The organism is Acinetobacter sp. YH12117 (genome assembly GCF_013418865.1).
Lineage (GTDB): Bacteria > Pseudomonadota > Gammaproteobacteria > Pseudomonadales > Moraxellaceae > Acinetobacter > Acinetobacter indicus.
Genome location: NZ_VPBF01000050.1, coordinates 1 through 16,088, shown reverse-complemented (window position 1 = coordinate 16,088; position 16,088 = coordinate 1). Strand labels below are relative to the sequence as shown.

The window sequence follows — 16,088 nt, the reverse complement described above, 5'->3', positions numbered from 1 at the left end:
AGTGATGGGAGAGCATGTTCAAGAGTGGATTCTAAATGTTCAGATAAAGACATAAAAAAATGAGCGTATTTACATACACTCATTTTTACTACATTTTACTAAAATTTGCTTAACTGACTGGCATTACCACAAAGGGGCTTTTTTTATGGCTACGGTTTTTGCTTGCTGGCCCAGTAGGCCTGTAGTTTGCGATACAGCGCTGATTCTTTTTCAAACCAGGTGGCTTTGGCATTCAGTAACAGCTTGGCGACCAGGTAGGCACCCGTGACCTGACCGACCACCGGTAGACCCAACAGCAGACCAATAAAGGCAATTTTACTGACCTTGATGCCAGATACTTTGGCCGCCATCCATTTAAATTCTGACCAGCTGATTTCCTGCTGCTGATAGCGCCGGAACAGTTCATAAATTGCCAGTGAAACACTGGCCACGGAGATGGCCGGAAAGTAGTCCCAGAAATGTTCATCATTCGGGTCTTTGGCGGTAACAATTACATCAATCGCATCTTCCACGCTCTGGGTCAGCTCTTTGGTGCTGAGACCAGAACTTTCCAGACCCAACTGTGCCGCGATTTCTTCAGTGGCAAGCAACATTTCTTCAGGAGGGGCAGCAATCCAGTCTTTGCCGGTGCCAGTACCTTCGATGGCTTTTAGTTGCAGTTGCCAGCTTTCGCCGCTGTGCTGATCGGCCAGAAGCACATCAAAATCGGTATGGTCGTGCTGGTCCAGATACGCGGCATATAGACTGTCGCCATCTTCATGGTCTAGCCGTACAAATTCCATGTCATGCAACATGCCTTTGACCGTCGATACCAGCCCGACAATCTGCTGTTCATCAAAACCCTGTAAATAAGCCTGAATATCTTCCAGAGGGGCGTTTGCCAGTTCAGCATGGCTGCGTCTTAATGCAGCCAGTACCGCCTGATCTGTTTCAGTCAGTTGCGGCGTGTGCGTGTTCCAGGCCAGTTTGGCCAATACGGTGGTGATGGCCAGCGCATCAAAATTTTTACGGAGATAGTGAATCGGAGAGGACGATCGGGTCATGGCTTAATCCTCTGGCTGTTGCAGCTGCTCTGCCTGAGCCTGTCCCTGTTTTTTACCTTGCTGGAACGCCTGTTTCCATACCGCTTTAATGCGTTCCTCACTGAGTTTTTCATTACGGGCTTTATGGGAAAAATACAGATCAGCCACTTTCATAATCGCAAAAGTCAGGCCGTAGACCAGTGGAATGGTCAGCAGGCCGCCAAAGCCAAAGGTCACGGTTTTCCAGACCCCCAGTGCAATCTGCTGCGCGGCGATGCCCAAACCCACCAGCCCGATCAGTTCCTTGACCCAGTCCAGCGCTTCATTGTCGGTCAGTTTAATACCGTGAATGGCAGCAATCCGGCTGGCAAAGTAGCCTTGTAAGGGTGTCAGAATCAGAATATCGGCAAAAGGCAGGGGCTGAATGGCGACACCGGCACAGGTGGCACAGGCCAGATGGGTGATTTTGGCAATTTTTTTATCCTGAGAAAGGTCATCCCGGAATTCAATCTGGGTGATTTCTTGACGTACTTTTTCTGTAATTTTCATACAAAGGAGTGATCTGTCTGCGCTTTTAAGCATGCTATGGTAATCAGAACAAAAAAGAAAGTGATGTCCGCATTACACCAAGATACCCAGGATGTGCCCATGCAAGCATTCATTGATTTATGGAAAGGATTCCGGCTGTTGCCTTCGGCCTGGCTGCTGTTAATGCAGTTTTTTATTCTCGTGTTGTCGCTGCTCAGTCATCATGCCACCTATCGCGTGCTGATCTGGATGCTGGGCGTGGTGGTATTGCTGTTAATTGCCAAAGTCATTCGTCAGACCCCGATGTTTACTTTTTTAGGGCTGAGCTTTGTCACGGGCGCCTTGTTCTTTTCTCTGCTGATTGTGCTGGGGGTTAATAACCCGACCGTACTGGTGATTAGTCATGCCTTTGAAGCCGCGGCCTATTTAAGTGCGGCCTATGGTTTGCTGCGTTATATGTTTGAAGACCGTTACCTGACTCGCGATGAACTGTTTGCCGCCGGCGCAGTATTCACCTTAATTGCCTGGGCGTTTGCCTTTGTTTACAATATTTGCCAGATACTGGATCCTTCCAGTTTTTATCATCCGACCCAACCAGATTTACAAAGCTGGCTGGATCTACTGTTTCTGAGTTTCAGTTTGCAGTCTGCCACCGGCCTGTCTGACCTGATGCCGATTGGTCCGGCAGTACGGGTGATTGCCATGCTGCAAATGTTTTGCGGGGTGATGTATCTGGCCTTAATTGTTTCCCGGCTGATTGCCCTGCAATACATTCGTCATTTGCCCAGAAATAAAGATTAATCATCGGCTTGGGCTATTGTGTTACAGCAGTTCAATAGTGTTTCTGCTGCGAGAGGACTAAGCTGTGCGCGAGTTTAAGCTCACGACACTCATCTTTTGTTCACCTTTGCGGTGAATGCTGCCCGGACCTAAAGCGTCTGTCTATCATCTTTAAAAATAAAATGGGGGAGTTATGCCTTCCGAAAAATTGCCCTGGTGGGGCAATATCAATCCGAATGTATTTATCAGTACGGTCGCGGTTATTGCGATTTTTCTGGCGGTGGTGCTGCTGGCGCCCAATAGTTTTGAACTGCTGACCCAGCGCATGAACCAGTGGATTACTGATTCTTTTAGCTGGTTCTATGTACTGTCAGTGGCGGTATTCCTGATTCTGCTGATTTATATTGCACTGTCCGATATGGGCAAAATCAAGCTCGGTCCGGACCATAGCCAGCCGGAATATCATCAGGGTTCCTGGTTTGCGATGCTGTTTACCGCCGGGATGGGCATTGGTCTGATGTTCTTTGGCGTGGCTGAACCGGTGATGCACTATGTCTCGCCACCGGTCGGTGAGCCGGCCACCATCCAGGCAGCGCAGCAGGCGATGCGTATTTCTTTTTTCCACTGGGGCATTCATGCCTGGGCCATTTATGCGCTGGTCGGGCTGGCGCTGGCTTATTTTGCTTACCGGCACAATCTGCCACTGAAAGTCCGTTCGGCCCTGTATCCGCTGATTGGCTCAAAAATTTACGGCCCGCTCGGAGATGGGATTGATACCTTTGCCACGCTCGGTACTGTCTTCGGAATTGCCACCACTTTGGGTTTTGGCGTGACCCAGATCAATTCCGGCTTAAATTATTTATTCGGGATTGAACAAAGTGCCAGTACCCAGATGATCCTGATTATTGTGGTCAGCAGCATGGCGTCTTTGTCGGTGTTTTTTGGTCTGGACAAAGGTATTAAACGGCTGTCAGAGCTGAATCTGGTGCTGGCGGTGGTGCTGCTGTTATTTGTATTTATAACGGGGCCGAGTATCTATCTGCTGCAAACCACCATTCAGAATATTGGTCAGTATGCCTCGAATCTGTTTCATATGACCTTTAATTTATATGCCTATCAACCGAGTGGCTGGATTGGGGGCTGGACCATCATGTACTGGGCCTGGTGGATTTCCTGGTCGCCATTTGTGGGACTGTTTATTGCCCGGGTGTCCAAAGGACGCAGTATCCGTGAATTTATTGTGGGAGTAATGCTGATTCCAACCGGTTTTACTTTGGTCTGGATGGGTTTTATGGGCAATGCCGCGCTGAATAGCATTTTGCATGAGGCGAACCTGCAACTGATGACCGCGGTACAGCAGGATTCCTCGGTGGCCCTGTTTGAGTTTTTAAGTAATCTGCCTTTTGCTTCCATCATGAGTCTGCTGGCGACCCTGCTGGTGATGCTGTTTTTTGTTACTTCGGCAGATTCGGGTGCGCTGGTCACAGATTTTCTCACTGCAAAAACAGAACATTCTCCGGTCTGGCAACGGCTGTTCTGGACCGTGTTGATGGCGGTGCTGGCGATTATCCTGCTATTGGCCGGTGGCCTGAGTGCGCTCCAGTCGGCCACCATTATGAGTGCCTTGCCATTTACCCTCATTCTGCTGCTGATGTGCTGGGGCCTGCTCAAAGCCCTACGGCTAGATGTCACCAAAATGAATGCCTTGCAGGAAGCGCGGATTACGCCGCGCGCCATTCATAATCCACGCAGCTGGCAACAGCGTCTGGGGCTGATCATGCATTATCCGCATAGCCAGGCTGAGGTAGAACAGTATATTCAGATTCAGGTACAGCAGGCTTTTGAGAATATTCAAAAGGAATTCCAGAAGCGGCATCTGACTGTGTCGATTGATTCGCTGGAAGATGGCCTGCGTTTAAAGGTCGATCATCAGCATGAGATTAACTTTATTTATCAGGTGGTGTCCCGTGAAACTGTGCCGCCGAGCTTTATGCCAGAAGTTACGGCCGATGCACCATTTTATCAGGCCGAGGTATTTTTAAGAGAGGGCGGGCAGAACTACGATGTAATGGACTGGACCCAGGAAGATTTACTGCAGGATATCCTGGATCAATATGAACGGCATTTATATTTCCTGAGTATTGTACGTAGTCCGGAATAATCATTTCTTTCAAACAAAAAAAGACGCTCATAGAGCGTCTTTTTTACATCAGTTTCTAAATCAGATTAGAAACGGAATTTAGCATTTAAGCCAACAGTTTGAGTATCTACTGCTGCATTTTCAGCGTTAGCATTTACATAGCTTGCGCCAACTGCAACTGCTGGAGTGATGAAGTAGTTTACGTTTGCACCCCAAGCTGAATCAATTAGGAAATCACCGCTAGTTTCAGCATAAGAAGCACCTACGCTAAGAGCAGGCGTTAAGTAAAGATCAGTTTTCAGGTTGTACGCTGTGCTTTCACCGTAAACAAGGCCAGTTTCAAAACCGATTGCCATGTTTGTACCATCAATTGCACCCACGTATTTAGTACGTGCAGTAATAGCATCTTGATCTTCATTGATTGTTAATGCTTCACCAACGGCTTTAACTGCACCATTTGCAAGTGTACCGAAGGCATCAACAGCCATTGTGTCAGCAATGCTGGTATAACCTACAGCAACCAGAAAGTTTGGTGCTAGCAATGCACCCACTTCTAATGCATAGCGGTCGCCATTGTCATCAGCAGTAAATTCATTTTTGCCATCGTTGTGCGTGTGGCTATAAGAAGCGCTTGCATAGGCTGGAACGAATTTTGTCGGAATGTAAGCTTCAGCTTTAGCACCGTAAACATGAGATTCTACATCTGAACGACCACCTTCACGTGGCGCATCGTATTGACCATATTGGTAAGCTAAAGAAAAGTTAGATGCTTGGTTTAAAAATGCAGCTTCAGCTAAAGGCCCTTTAGTTGAATCAACATTTTTGAAGTAGTAAGTACCTTGAACTGCACCAGTAAAGTTTTGATCGTTTTCAGTTGTATCTAGGAATTCTGATTGACCTTGAACTTCAAATTGGTACGCTTGAGCACCGGTCATGGCTAATAATAAAGCTGTGGCTAAACCGAGTTTTTTCATGATAGTTACCAGTTTTGTTAAAAATGGATTAAACAATAGGCATTGTATTGTAACAATTTATTAAGTCAATGAAGACAAAGGAGATTATTTAGTTGAGTAATTGCTCTAAAATATGTATAGGCGAAAAAGTAGTCAATTGATAAATCTGTTGTCAACCTAAAAAGTGTATAAAGAACAAGCGGCTAAATCTCATTTGCGAAAGAAAAGTGTTTGCTGCCTCACTTTTCTTTATAGTTAATATGAATTGATTCAATATAAATTATCTATAAAAGCAATCTAATAAAAATGTGAAAAGCAGCGCATAAAGCTTAAAAAATGAAACTTAAGACCAAGATTATGTAGCTGAAATTGATAACGCTTTACTTTTTTTCTACGTTTTCTGGTTTTTATAGGTCTAAATTCGCTGACTATTAATACTGGTTAAACTAAAAGCAGACTATTTTAATAGGCTTTACAAAAAGTGTAATAAGTATCATAATGGCTAGGTAAAGTTATACCGTTTGGTCAGCTTTATCGAAATTGTGATTTCGGTCATGATTTTTCTTGATGCAGGACTAGAGGTTAGAGGAACTGCACTGAGACTCTCCACAAAGTTTTACTTTTTATATGCCCAGCTTTCCCCAAGGCTGGGTTTTTTTTATGCCTGAATCCTGTAGTCAGGATTAAAACCGCTTAAGTATAAATTTATTGTGCATTATGTTGGTGCAATATTTCTTGAATTAAAAAGCGCTATTGAATATATGACCATAAAAAAATCCCGGTTTTCAACGAAAACCGGGATTTTTTAGCCAAAATTTGCGGGAAAATTTAAAATTCTGCTGAGGAATATCTAAAGTCGCCCCAATGTGGTGCATTATGCACTTATTTGATGCAGCTGTAAAATGTTTTCTTTAATTTTTTATACAATTTTTAAAACCTTATTTTCATTATATAAATTAGTTTCTTATATTTAATTTTTAAGAGGATGCAATCTCGGTTGCCCTTCAAAAAAAATAGAAACTTACTCTAATTTCGTCGGTTTTTATTCAATTTAATCAATAAATTTGTTAACCTTGTCACAATTTTTTAGTTATCTTGTTGATTTATTCGACTTATAGTTGAATGAACGCTGCCGCTGTCCTGTTATTTTTTTCCTCAGCAGTGTGGTCATCCGCTTCAGGTCGTTGCTCTGCCTTTGTTGATTCAATACGTTCAGTTCATGCTCATGGTAGTGAGGTTATAAACATGTCCCATCGCTTGCATTCAGAGAATACTAAGCAGCGTCTGTTTATTTCTATGCTCATTATCATCCTGTCGATTCTGTTTATTTCGGTTCCGGTGACGCTGAAGAGTTATCGCTCTTATCAGCAGTCCGATGTGGTGCTGACCGAAATTTCTGTCTTACGTCATGTGGCCGATCTGGCTAACGAGATTTCACGCGAACGTGGTCCGGCCAATAAGGTCATGTCCAGTACTCCAGATGAACTCAGTGCCAACCTGAAAGAGCTGACCCTGTTTCGAGAGCGGGTCGATCTGCAGATTGAACACACCATGCAATTGTTAAATAGCGCCGGTTTTGCTGCACAGGCCAATGCCTTGACCACCGATTTAAAACCGGCTTTGGCAAAAGGACGTGCTGCGGTGGATGCCTATGCAGCACAACCCTATGCCCAGCGCAGTTCAGCACAGCTGGATCAGGCCATTCAGGCCATGTTTCGTGCCTGGGATGAAGTCTATGAGGTGCTGAAGCATGTCATGATGCAGTCGGAAGGCAAAAAGACCATGCTGTCGGAGTCCTATAGTCTGATTCTGGTACTGGCCGATTTACGTGATCAGGCCGGACGTCTGGCCTCGACGATTATGGCGGCAGTGACTTTTAAAGAACCGATTTCTGAACAGAACCTGGCCTATTCCTTACAGAGCCAGCGACAGTCTTATTATTTATGGGATCTGGTCAACTCGATTCAGCCTGAACAGCACAAAACGCCTGAATATCTGGGACTGCATCAACAGGTTAAACAAAAATATCTGGATCAGGGGGTTCCCATTGTCAGCCAGCTGATTGAAGAAAGTCTGCATGCGCGCCCGTATTCATTAAGCGGAACTGAATTGACTCTGAAGATTGTTGATAAATTTACGACAGTGGTGAATCTGCAGAAATATCTGCTGGATTATAGTGTCTGGCTGGCTCAGCAGGAGCGTCATGCGGCTTGGCAGCAGTTTATCCTGACGCTGTCGGTGTCGATTATTTCCTTGCTGGCGGCCCTGTTTACCATGGTCTATGCGCGTTTTAAGGTATTTAAACCTTTAATTGAAGCGCGGGATCTGATTTTAGAACTATCCGAAGCCCAGCCGCAGACGGCCACAGCTCCAGATTCCTCACCCACCTCTTTATTTGCTGCGCTCAAGCAGTTGCAGGCACGTTTGGCTGAACGGGATTTGCTGGAATTCCAGCTACGCAATATGGCCAATACCGATACCCTGACCGGGGTTTCCAATCGTCTGGCGCTGGAAGAATATATTCAATATCTGAATCAGAATCCGGACAAGCTCCATCAAACCGGTTTAATTATTATTGATATTGATGACTTTAAAGAGGTCAATGATCAGTATGGGCATATTGTCGGTGACCGGGTGATTCAGGGAATTGCCGAAGTGTTAAAACACAGTGTGCGTTCATCTGATCTGATTGTGCGTTATGGGGGCGATGAATTCCTGATTCTGATTGAGCAGATTGATCTGGACGGGGCCTTGAGTATTGCCGAGAAATTACGTCAGGAAATTAGCCAGAATGTTCTGACCCTGCCGGGACTGGACACGCCGTTAAATATTTCTGTCAGTGCCGGGGTCGCCGCAGATGCAGGCAGCTGGATGGAACTGTTTGGCCGGGCAGATCACTCCTTATTTAAGGCCAAAGAGAAGGGGCGGAATAGGGTGGAAAGTATGCTCTAAACCGTAAATTAAAATAGAAAAATATTTTAAATATATATCTTGATATTTTTCAGGTGAATCTAATAACAAAGAAAAGGGCTCCTCAGAGCCCTTTCATTTTATTTTAACATCGGTTTCAGGAATTTTCCGGTATGGGAGGCTTTCACTTTCACCACCTCTTCCGGGGTACCTTCGGCAATAATCATCCCACCGCCGGCACCACCTTCCGGGCCTAAATCCACAATCCAGTCTGCGGTTTTAATCACATCCAGATTGTGTTCAATCACCACAATGGTATTTCCCTTGTTGCGCAGCTCATGCAGGATGTCCAGTAGTTTGGCAATGTCATGGAAATGCAGACCGGTGGTTGGTTCATCCAGCACGTACAGGGTTTTACCGGTATCCCGTTTTGCCAGTTCGCGTGCCAGTTTGACCCGCTGCGCTTCACCACCAGATAAGGTGGTGGCTGACTGACCCAGACGGATATAACCTAAACCGACTTGATTCAAGGTTTCCAGACGGCGGTGAATCACCGGAATGGCATCAAAGAAATGCATGGCATCTTCGACCGTCATTTCCAGCACATCGGAAATATTTTTGCCTTTGTAATGCACTTCCAGGGTTTCGCGGTTATAGCGTTTGCCATGGCAGGCATCACAGGGGACATACATATCCGGCAGGAAGTGCATGGCGACTTTAATCATGCCATCACCTTCACAGGCCTCGCAGCGTCCGCCTTTGACGTTAAAGGAGAAACGGCCCGCCGCATAACCGCGGCCTTTGGCTTCAGGCGTCTGGGCAAACAGTTCACGAATTGGGGTAAACAGACCGGTATAGGTGGCCGGATTGGAACGCGGGGTGCGGCCAATCGGACTCTGGTCAATATCCACCACTTTATCCAGGAATTGCAGTCCTTCAATGGTGTCAAACTTTTCCGCGCTGAGCGTGGTGGCGCCATTCAGCTGGGTTGCGGCCAATGGCAGCAGGGTACGGTTAATCAGGGTCGATTTACCCGAACCGGATACCCCGGTAACGCAGGTCATCACGCCTAAAGGCAGGGTCAGATCGACATTTTTCAGGTTATGGCCGCAGGCGCCCATCAGCTTGATCTGCTCATCTGGTTTCGGTGGCTGGGTGCGCTGTTTCGGCACTTCAATCTTGAGCTTGCCCGACAGGTATTGACCGGTCAGGGAATTGGCATTGGCCGCCAGTTCCTGATAGGTCCCTTCGGCAATCACATTCCCGCCATGCACGCCGGCGCCCGGCCCGATATCAATAATATGGTCTGCGGCGCGAATCGCATCTTCATCATGTTCGACCACCAGTACGGTATTGCCCAGATCACGCAGGCGAATCAGGGTTTCCAGCAGGCGGTCATTATCACGCTGATGCAGACCAATAGACGGTTCATCCAGCACATACATCACGCCCATTAAACCGGCACCAATCTGCGACGCCAGACGGATGCGTTGGGCCTCACCACCCGAGAGCGTTTCGGCAGAGCGTGACAGACTCAAATAGTTCAGGCCGACTGAGACCAGAAAGTGCAGACGTTCACGGATTTCCTTAAAAATCTTGTCGGCAATTTCGCCTTTGGCACCTTCCAGATTTAGGTTCTGATAGTAATGCTCGGCGTCACCAATCGACATTTTGGTAATCTGGCTGATGGTTTTGTCTTTGACTCGCACATGACGCGAAATTTCATTCAGACGTGAGCCGTCACAGGCATCACAGGCGGCATTGGAGAGATACTGCGCCAGATCATCGCGGACATAATTACTTTCCGTTTCACGATAGCGGCGTTCCAGATGTGGCAAAATTCCTTCAAACGGCTGTACCCGGTTGTGACGACGACCACGTTCATCGACATAGCTCAGGTCAATTTTTTCCCGGCCACTGCCGTAGAGGAATTTTTTCTGGGTGTCTTTGTCCAGTTCATTCCAGGGCGTATCCAGGGAAAAATCATAATGATCGGCAACTTTTTGCAGCATGCCATAATAATAAGGACGCTGACGGTCCCAGCCACGAATTGCACCCTGGCTTAAAGAAAGTTCCGGATTGGGAATGAGCTTGTCGGCACTAAAATGGCTTCGTGTGCCCAGGCCATCACAGACCGGACAGGCACCAAACGGGTTGTTAAATGAAAACAGGCGCGGTTCCAGTTCGGCCACGGCACGGTCACATTCCGGGCAGGAGTGTTTGGCCGAGAACACCCGGTCCGGATGTTCACCTTTCATCCACGATAAAATCGCAATATCTCCACCTAAACGTAAAGCGGTTTCAAAACTTTCGGCAATACGGTTGCCCAAATCATCCCGGACTTTAAAGCGGTCGACCACCACTTCAATGCTGTGTTTTTTCTTTTTGTCCAGTTCTGGCGGCGGATCAATCTCCATGATTTCGCCATCTACCCGGGCACGAACAAAACCCTGGCTTTGCAGTTGTTCAAACAGATGGGTATATTCGCCTTTACGTTCACGTACCACTGGGGCTAACAGCAGCAGGGCGGTACCTTCTTCCAGACCTTTAACCACATCGACCATTTCAGACACGGTCTGCGCCACCATAGGCAAGTCATGTTCCGGACAGTAGGGCGTACCCACGCGTGCATAGAGCAGACGTAAATAGTCATAAATTTCGGTAATGGTGCCGACGGTAGAACGCGGGTTGTGACTGGTCGATTTCTGCTCAATGGCAATGGCCGGACTTAAGCCTTCAATCGAGTCGACTTCCGGTTTTTCCATTTGTGACAGGAATTGGCGCGCATAGGCCGAGAGCGATTCGACATAACGGCGCTGACCTTCGGCATACAGGGTATCGAAAGCCAGGGAAGATTTACCTGAACCGGAAAGTCCCGTAATCACCACAAACTTGTCGCGTGGAATATCAAGGTTCACATTCTTCAGGTTATGGGTACGTGCGCCTCGAATACGGATATGACTTTGGCTCATGCAATGATCCTAGAAAATTCATTTAAAACCTCTATATGATAGCGCATGAAAAATGTTCAAGTGCAGGCTTAAGGTATTTCTCGTCAAATTATGTCGGTTGATTGCAAATAAAGGCCAAGATCTGAAAACGACAAGGATAAAAATTGTCAGGATAAAGAATGTAGGGATCAAAGCGCACAAGAATGAAAGAGAGCTGTCGGCTCTGGTGCAAGTCTGCTGATCCTGCACCAGGGCGAGTGATCAAAGATTAGTTGCGACTGTCCAGACCCGGCCAGTTGCGCTGTGCATAGGCGCTGTCCCAGAACAGCCATTCCAGTTCAGCGGCACGGGTATAGGCCTGACGCATTTTTGCCAGCGTGTCAGCATCACAGCGCTCGGCCACGCGGTCAACCGTGGCAATCACATTGCGCACCGCAGTATGGAACTCTTCGCCGGCATAGGTATCGACCCAAGCCTGATATGGGTTGTTGGCGACCGAGTTGCCGACAATATCTCTACCGACTTCGGCATAAATCCAGAAACATGGCAATAATGAGGCCAGCACCACCGGATAACTCTCCGACCAGGCAGTGGCAACCAGATAACTGGTGTAATGATGGCAGGCCAGGGTCAGCGGCGTATTTTCAAACTGTTCCTTGCTAATGCCAAAATCCTGCATAAAGCCGTTATGGAGTGAACGTTCTACCACAATCGCTACCTTGGCGGCTTCGGCAAACTGGATCACATCATCGGCATCAAAGGCTTTGGCAGCACACACCGCCAGCGCGCGGCCATAGGCCAGTAAATAATGCGCATCCTGAATCACATAGTGGCTAAAGGCCTCACGACTTAGGCTGCCTTGCGCCAGTTCCTGGTTAAAGGGTAGGGCCAGGGTGTTTTGATACAGTTCTAAATTCTGTTGCCACAATTGTTCAGAAAAACGCATGTCCGGTTCCTGTAAAGCATCAAGATCAATGCCCAAAGACTAGCATACTTGCGCTGCAAAGATGAGCCGCTTTGATTTGTATCAGAATAAACAAAAAAGCATACGAAGTGTTTTGGCATCGTCATCAAAAAGCGTCATAATAGCGGCCATATCTCTATCGCCGAGGTCCTGCATGTCTTCAGCAGGATGCACGCGGCGCATTCGGTGTAATTCAAGTTTAATATTTACCGAATTTCTTTATCTAATAATGTCATAGGTCGATTTGTCATGATGAAACATTTTGGTTTCTCTATTGCATTTACGATCGTGTGTCTCGGTTTGTCTGCTTATTGGGGCTATACCCACGGCCCGGAAGCAGGCCTGAAAACCATGTTCACAGCACTGACCATTACGGCCATTCTCGCCATTATGGAAGTGTCGTTATCGTTTGATAACGCGGTTGTTAACGCATCAGTCCTGCGCGGTTGGGACCATTTCTGGAAAATGCTGTTCCTGACGGTCGGGATTCTGATTGCCGTATTCGGTATGCGTTTAATTTTCCCGGTGGTGATTGTTGCCGTCACAGCCGATATGGGCATGATGGAAGTGGTGCAGCTGGCACTGAATAATCCGAAAGAATATTCGGCCAAATTAATGGCGCATCATCCTGAAATTGCAGCATTTGGTGGTGCCTTCCTGTTAATGGTGTTCCTGAACTTCTTCCTCGATGATGAAAAAGACACCCACTGGTTCCGCTGGATTGAGCGCCGTTTATCCAATCTGGCCAGCGTACCGGCCATGTCGGTCTTTATTGCACTGGTGGCTTTGCTGATCATGGCGGCCAATGTGGTTGAGGACAAACGTCTGGTGGTGACCATGGCCGGCATTTGGGGCATCGTGATTTATATTGGTGTACAGGTATTGAGTCATTTACTGGGTGGCGAACCTGAAGTCGATGAAAATGGCAATGCGATTCGTCATGATGAAAATGGCGTACCAACCGGTGTGGTGAAAGCCGGTATTGGTGGCTTCTTGTATCTGGAAGTGCTGGATGCCTCGTTCAGTTTTGATGGCGTAATTGGTGCCTTTGCGATTACTTCGGATGTGGTAATTATCATGCTCGGTCTGGCGATTGGTGCGATTTTCGTGCGTTCGATGACCATTTATCTGGTAGAAAAAGGCACCCTGGATGCTTATATTTACCTGGAACATGGTGCGCATTATGCGATTGGTGCGCTGGCCTTTATCATGATTGCCAGCGGAACCGGTTTACATGTCCCGGAAGTGGTCACCGGCCTGATTGGTGTGGCCTTTATTGTCTGGGCGGTATTTGCCTCAATTCAATATAAAAAACGTCAGGCACTGCACTAAGTTGCAGTCTGATCGGAAGAAGGTGCAAACAATTGCACCTTTTTTTATGACTGGTAGTTCAGATGCAGAATATTGTGCTGAATATCGCAGCATCTGCAGCATGAATGATGTAGGATATTCGCATACAAAATTGTTGCACTTAGCCTATTGATATGATGAATGCCTTAGAACGCCGTTCAACTTTTGCCTTAAGCAGTATTTTTGCCTTACGCATGTTGGGTCTGTTCATGATTATTCCGGTTTTCTCGGTGGCAGGGCAATCCTATCAATATGCAACCCCGACCTTAATTGGTCTGGCGGTTGGGGTGTATGGTCTGACCCAGGCCATCTTACAGATTCCATTTAGCCTGATTGCTGATCGCTATAGCCGTAAACCGCTGGTGGTGCTTGGACTGTTACTGTTTGCTTTAGGCGGTGCCATTGCTGCAATGTCAGAGACCATTTATGGGGTCATCATTGGCCGGGCCATTGCCGGTGGCGGCGCAGTCTCTGCCGTGGTGATGGCTTTACTGGCCGATGTCACCCGTGAAGAACAGCGCACCAAAGCCATGGCCATGATGGGCATGAGTATTGGTTTATCCTTCGTGATTGCCTTTAGTGCCGGGCCGTGGCTGACCGGACTGGTTGGTATTTCCGGGCTGTTCTGGGTGACCACCATTATGGGACTGGCGGCCATTGCCATGTTGCTGCTGGTGCCTAAAGTCACGCGCCATCATCGTAATTTCCAGCAGGGCTATTTGCCGCAGCTCAAACAGGTGCTAAAAATGGGCGATTTAAACCGCCTGCATCTGTCAGTTTTTACCCTGCATTTACTGCTAACGGCGATGTTTATTTATGCACCGCCGCAGCTGATTGAATATGCCGGTCTGCCATTGTCCAGTCATGGCTGGGTGTATTTGCCGCTGCTGGTGCTGAGTCTGTTTTTTGCCTTCCCCAGTATTATTCTGGCGGAAAAATATCGCAAAATGCGCGGTATTTTCCTGACCGCGATTGGCGGGATTATTCTTGGCCTGATCGTGATGATTTTTGGTTTTGAATCTAAATATATCCTGCTGATTGGACTGGGCCTGTTCTTTATTGCCTTTAACGTGATGGAAGCATTGTTACCGTCCTGGTTATCGAAAGCGGCACCGATTCAATCCAAAGCCACTGCAATGGGCGTCAATGCCAGCAGCCAGTTCCTCGGTGCCTTCTTTGGCGGCATGATTGGCGGGCAACTGTTACTGCTGAATAACACGGCGATGGGTTGGAGTATTCTGACCGCAGTTGCTATAATTTGGCTGCTGATGAGTTTTGGTCTGGCCCAGCCGCGTTATCTGTCGTCGATGGTATTTCGCCTGCCTGAGGCCAAACAAACGGATGAGTGGACTTCTCAACTTTTGGCCATTCATGGTATTGAAGAAGTCGTGGTGATGTCTGAACAGCAAGTTGCCTATATAAAAGTCGATAAACAGCAAATTGATGATGCTGCGCGACAACAATTAACGCACTTGTTGGGTAAAGAGGTAGCCATTTAAGCATAACTCTTATAAAGTAAATAATAGAAACAAATAGGAAGAATACAGCTGATGCGTGGTGTAAATAAGGTCATTTTAGTTGGTACTTTAGGTCGAGATCCAGAAACAAAAACTTTCCCGAATGGTGGCTCGCTTACTCAATTTTCTATTGCCACCAGTGATGCGTGGACCGATAAAACCACCGGTGAGCGTAAAGAGCAAACCGAATGGCACCGTATTGTGCTGCATAACCGTTTAGGTGAAATTGCGCAGCAATACTTACGCAAAGGTTCAAAAGTCTATATTGAAGGTTCGCTGCGTACCCGTCAGTGGACCGATCAGAATGGTCAGGAACGCTACACCACAGAAATTCGTGGCGAGCAAATGCAGATGCTGGACTCGGGTCGTCAGCAAGGTGAGCAGGGCGATAACGGTTTTAATCAGCCACGTTTTAACAATAACCAGGGCGGTGGTTATAGCAATAACAACCAGGGTGGCTATGCGCCGCAGGCTCAAGGCGGTTTTAACAACAATAATGCTGGTGGTGGCTATGGCAACCAGGGCGGTTATCAGCAACCGAAACCAGCTCCTGCTGCAACGCCTGCACCGGCAGATTTGGATGATGACTTACCGTTTTAGTACACCCTAGAGACTATGTTTTGTAAAGTTTATAAAATTATTCTTTATTAGTAGTTATTTACAAAAGAAATTTACAGATACTAGAAATGGTTCTGTAAATTTTTTTACTTATGATCTATGATATTTAATACTTAGATATTTTGTTAAATATAACCATGATGTCTGTTAAAAGATTTGTAATGAGTAGTGGTGAGAGATTCGCTGTTCTTTTGAATAGTGAGGGTGTTCCTATGACTTATCCAAATTGGCACTGTTGCAAATAGAGATTTGAGTCGATGATGTTCCCTTTAAAAAGTACTTAGAGACCGAAAACCCTGTTGATTAGACACACTTCACCCTGAGGCTGACCATAATAAAATGACGATGCTTGTCC

11 protein-coding genes and 1 pseudogene are annotated in these 16,088 nt (G+C 46.9%); 6 read left to right on the top strand and 6 right to left on the bottom strand.

Annotated features, from left to right (window positions below):
• Nucleotides 1-149: 149 nt before the first annotated feature.
• Together FTU55_RS13415 and FTU55_RS13410 are read right to left on the bottom strand one after the other, a co-directional pair.
• Nucleotides 150-1,043: a hypothetical protein gene (locus FTU55_RS13415; protein WP_180047358.1), complete on the bottom strand. Its 894-nt coding sequence runs from the start codon at nt 1,041-1,043 to the stop codon at nt 150-152.
• 3 nt (nt 1,044-1,046) lie between these two features.
• On the bottom strand, nt 1,047-1,571 hold the full coding sequence (locus FTU55_RS13410) for a DUF697 domain-containing protein (RefSeq protein ID WP_005180740.1): 525 nt from the start codon (nt 1,569-1,571) through the stop codon (nt 1,047-1,049).
• A 99-nt stretch (nt 1,572-1,670) separates the two neighbouring features.
• Between FTU55_RS13410 and FTU55_RS13405 the strand changes: the two genes are divergently transcribed.
• Nucleotides 1,671-2,351 carry an ion channel gene (locus FTU55_RS13405; RefSeq protein ID WP_005180739.1) on the top strand — a complete coding sequence of 227 codons (681 nt, stop codon included), beginning with the start codon at nt 1,671-1,673 and terminating at the stop codon, nt 2,349-2,351.
• Between the two features lie 172 nt (nt 2,352-2,523).
• Nucleotides 2,524-4,491: a choline BCCT transporter BetT gene (locus FTU55_RS13400; protein ID WP_171431569.1), complete on the top strand. Its 1,968-nt coding sequence runs from the start codon at nt 2,524-2,526 to the stop codon at nt 4,489-4,491.
• Between the two features lie 65 nt (nt 4,492-4,556).
• On the opposite strand, the gene omp33-36 is transcribed toward FTU55_RS13400, so the two are convergent.
• Entirely contained in the window at nt 4,557-5,447 is an 891-nt protein-coding gene (gene omp33-36 / locus FTU55_RS13395; RefSeq protein WP_255209518.1) for a porin Omp33-36, read from the bottom strand.
• Between the two features lie 1,221 nt (nt 5,448-6,668).
• On the opposite strand from omp33-36, the gene FTU55_RS13390 reads away from it, so the two are divergent.
• Nucleotides 6,669-8,375 (top strand): GGDEF domain-containing protein, encoded by a 1,707-nt coding sequence (locus FTU55_RS13390; RefSeq protein ID WP_180047356.1) that lies wholly within the window; start codon nt 6,669-6,671, stop codon nt 8,373-8,375.
• Nucleotides 8,376-8,473: 98 nt separating this feature from the next.
• Here the strand turns inward: FTU55_RS13390 and uvrA are convergent, their stop codons facing one another.
• Entirely contained in the window at nt 8,474-11,305 is a 2,832-nt protein-coding gene (gene uvrA, locus FTU55_RS13385; protein WP_005180735.1) for an excinuclease ABC subunit UvrA, read from the bottom strand.
• 247 nt (nt 11,306-11,552) lie between these two features.
• Entirely contained in the window at nt 11,553-12,230 is a 678-nt protein-coding gene (gene tenA, locus FTU55_RS13380) for a thiaminase II (RefSeq protein ID WP_180047354.1), read from the bottom strand.
• Nucleotides 12,231-12,497: 267 nt separating this feature from the next.
• Between tenA and FTU55_RS13375 the strand changes: the two genes are divergently transcribed.
• From FTU55_RS13375 to ssb, 3 genes are all read left to right on the top strand, one after another.
• Nucleotides 12,498-13,580 (top strand): DUF475 domain-containing protein, encoded by a 1,083-nt coding sequence (locus FTU55_RS13375; protein WP_005180731.1) that lies wholly within the window; start codon nt 12,498-12,500, stop codon nt 13,578-13,580.
• A gap of 152 nt (nt 13,581-13,732) precedes the next feature.
• Nucleotides 13,733-15,097 carry an MFS transporter gene (locus FTU55_RS13370; RefSeq protein ID WP_104483896.1) on the top strand — a complete coding sequence of 455 codons (1,365 nt, stop codon included), beginning with the start codon at nt 13,733-13,735 and terminating at the stop codon, nt 15,095-15,097.
• A 51-nt stretch (nt 15,098-15,148) separates the two neighbouring features.
• Complete coding sequence (gene ssb / locus FTU55_RS13365) at nt 15,149-15,715, top strand: single-stranded DNA-binding protein (protein ID WP_045795510.1); 567 nt, start codon at nt 15,149-15,151, stop codon at nt 15,713-15,715.
• Between the two features lie 298 nt (nt 15,716-16,013).
• Here the strand turns inward: ssb and FTU55_RS13360 are convergent.
• Nucleotides 16,014-16,088: pseudogene (locus FTU55_RS13360) on the bottom strand (IS6 family transposase); the annotation flags it as partial.

Excerpts from the sequence above, each read along its gene's own strand:
- FTU55_RS13410 (WP_005180740.1), bottom strand. The coding sequence starts at position 1,571 with ATGAAAATTACAGAAAAAGTACGTCAAGAAATCACCCAGATTGAATTC.
- uvrA (WP_005180735.1), bottom strand. The coding sequence starts at position 11,305 with ATGAGCCAAAGTCATATCCGTATTCGAGGCGCACGTACCCATAACCTG.
- FTU55_RS13375 (WP_005180731.1), top strand. The coding sequence starts at position 12,498 with ATGATGAAACATTTTGGTTTCTCTATTGCATTTACGATCGTGTGTCTC.
- ssb (WP_045795510.1), top strand. The coding sequence starts at position 15,149 with ATGCGTGGTGTAAATAAGGTCATTTTAGTTGGTACTTTAGGTCGAGAT.
- FTU55_RS13390 (WP_180047356.1), top strand. The coding sequence starts at position 6,669 with ATGTCCCATCGCTTGCATTCAGAGAATACTAAGCAGCGTCTGTTTATT.
- FTU55_RS13400 (WP_171431569.1), top strand. The coding sequence starts at position 2,524 with ATGCCTTCCGAAAAATTGCCCTGGTGGGGCAATATCAATCCGAATGTA.
- tenA (WP_180047354.1), bottom strand. The coding sequence starts at position 12,230 with ATGCGTTTTTCTGAACAATTGTGGCAACAGAATTTAGAACTGTATCAA.
- FTU55_RS13415 (WP_180047358.1), bottom strand. The coding sequence starts at position 1,043 with ATGACCCGATCGTCCTCTCCGATTCACTATCTCCGTAAAAATTTTGAT.
- FTU55_RS13405 (WP_005180739.1), top strand. The coding sequence starts at position 1,671 with ATGCAAGCATTCATTGATTTATGGAAAGGATTCCGGCTGTTGCCTTCG.
- FTU55_RS13370 (WP_104483896.1), top strand. The coding sequence starts at position 13,733 with ATGATGAATGCCTTAGAACGCCGTTCAACTTTTGCCTTAAGCAGTATT.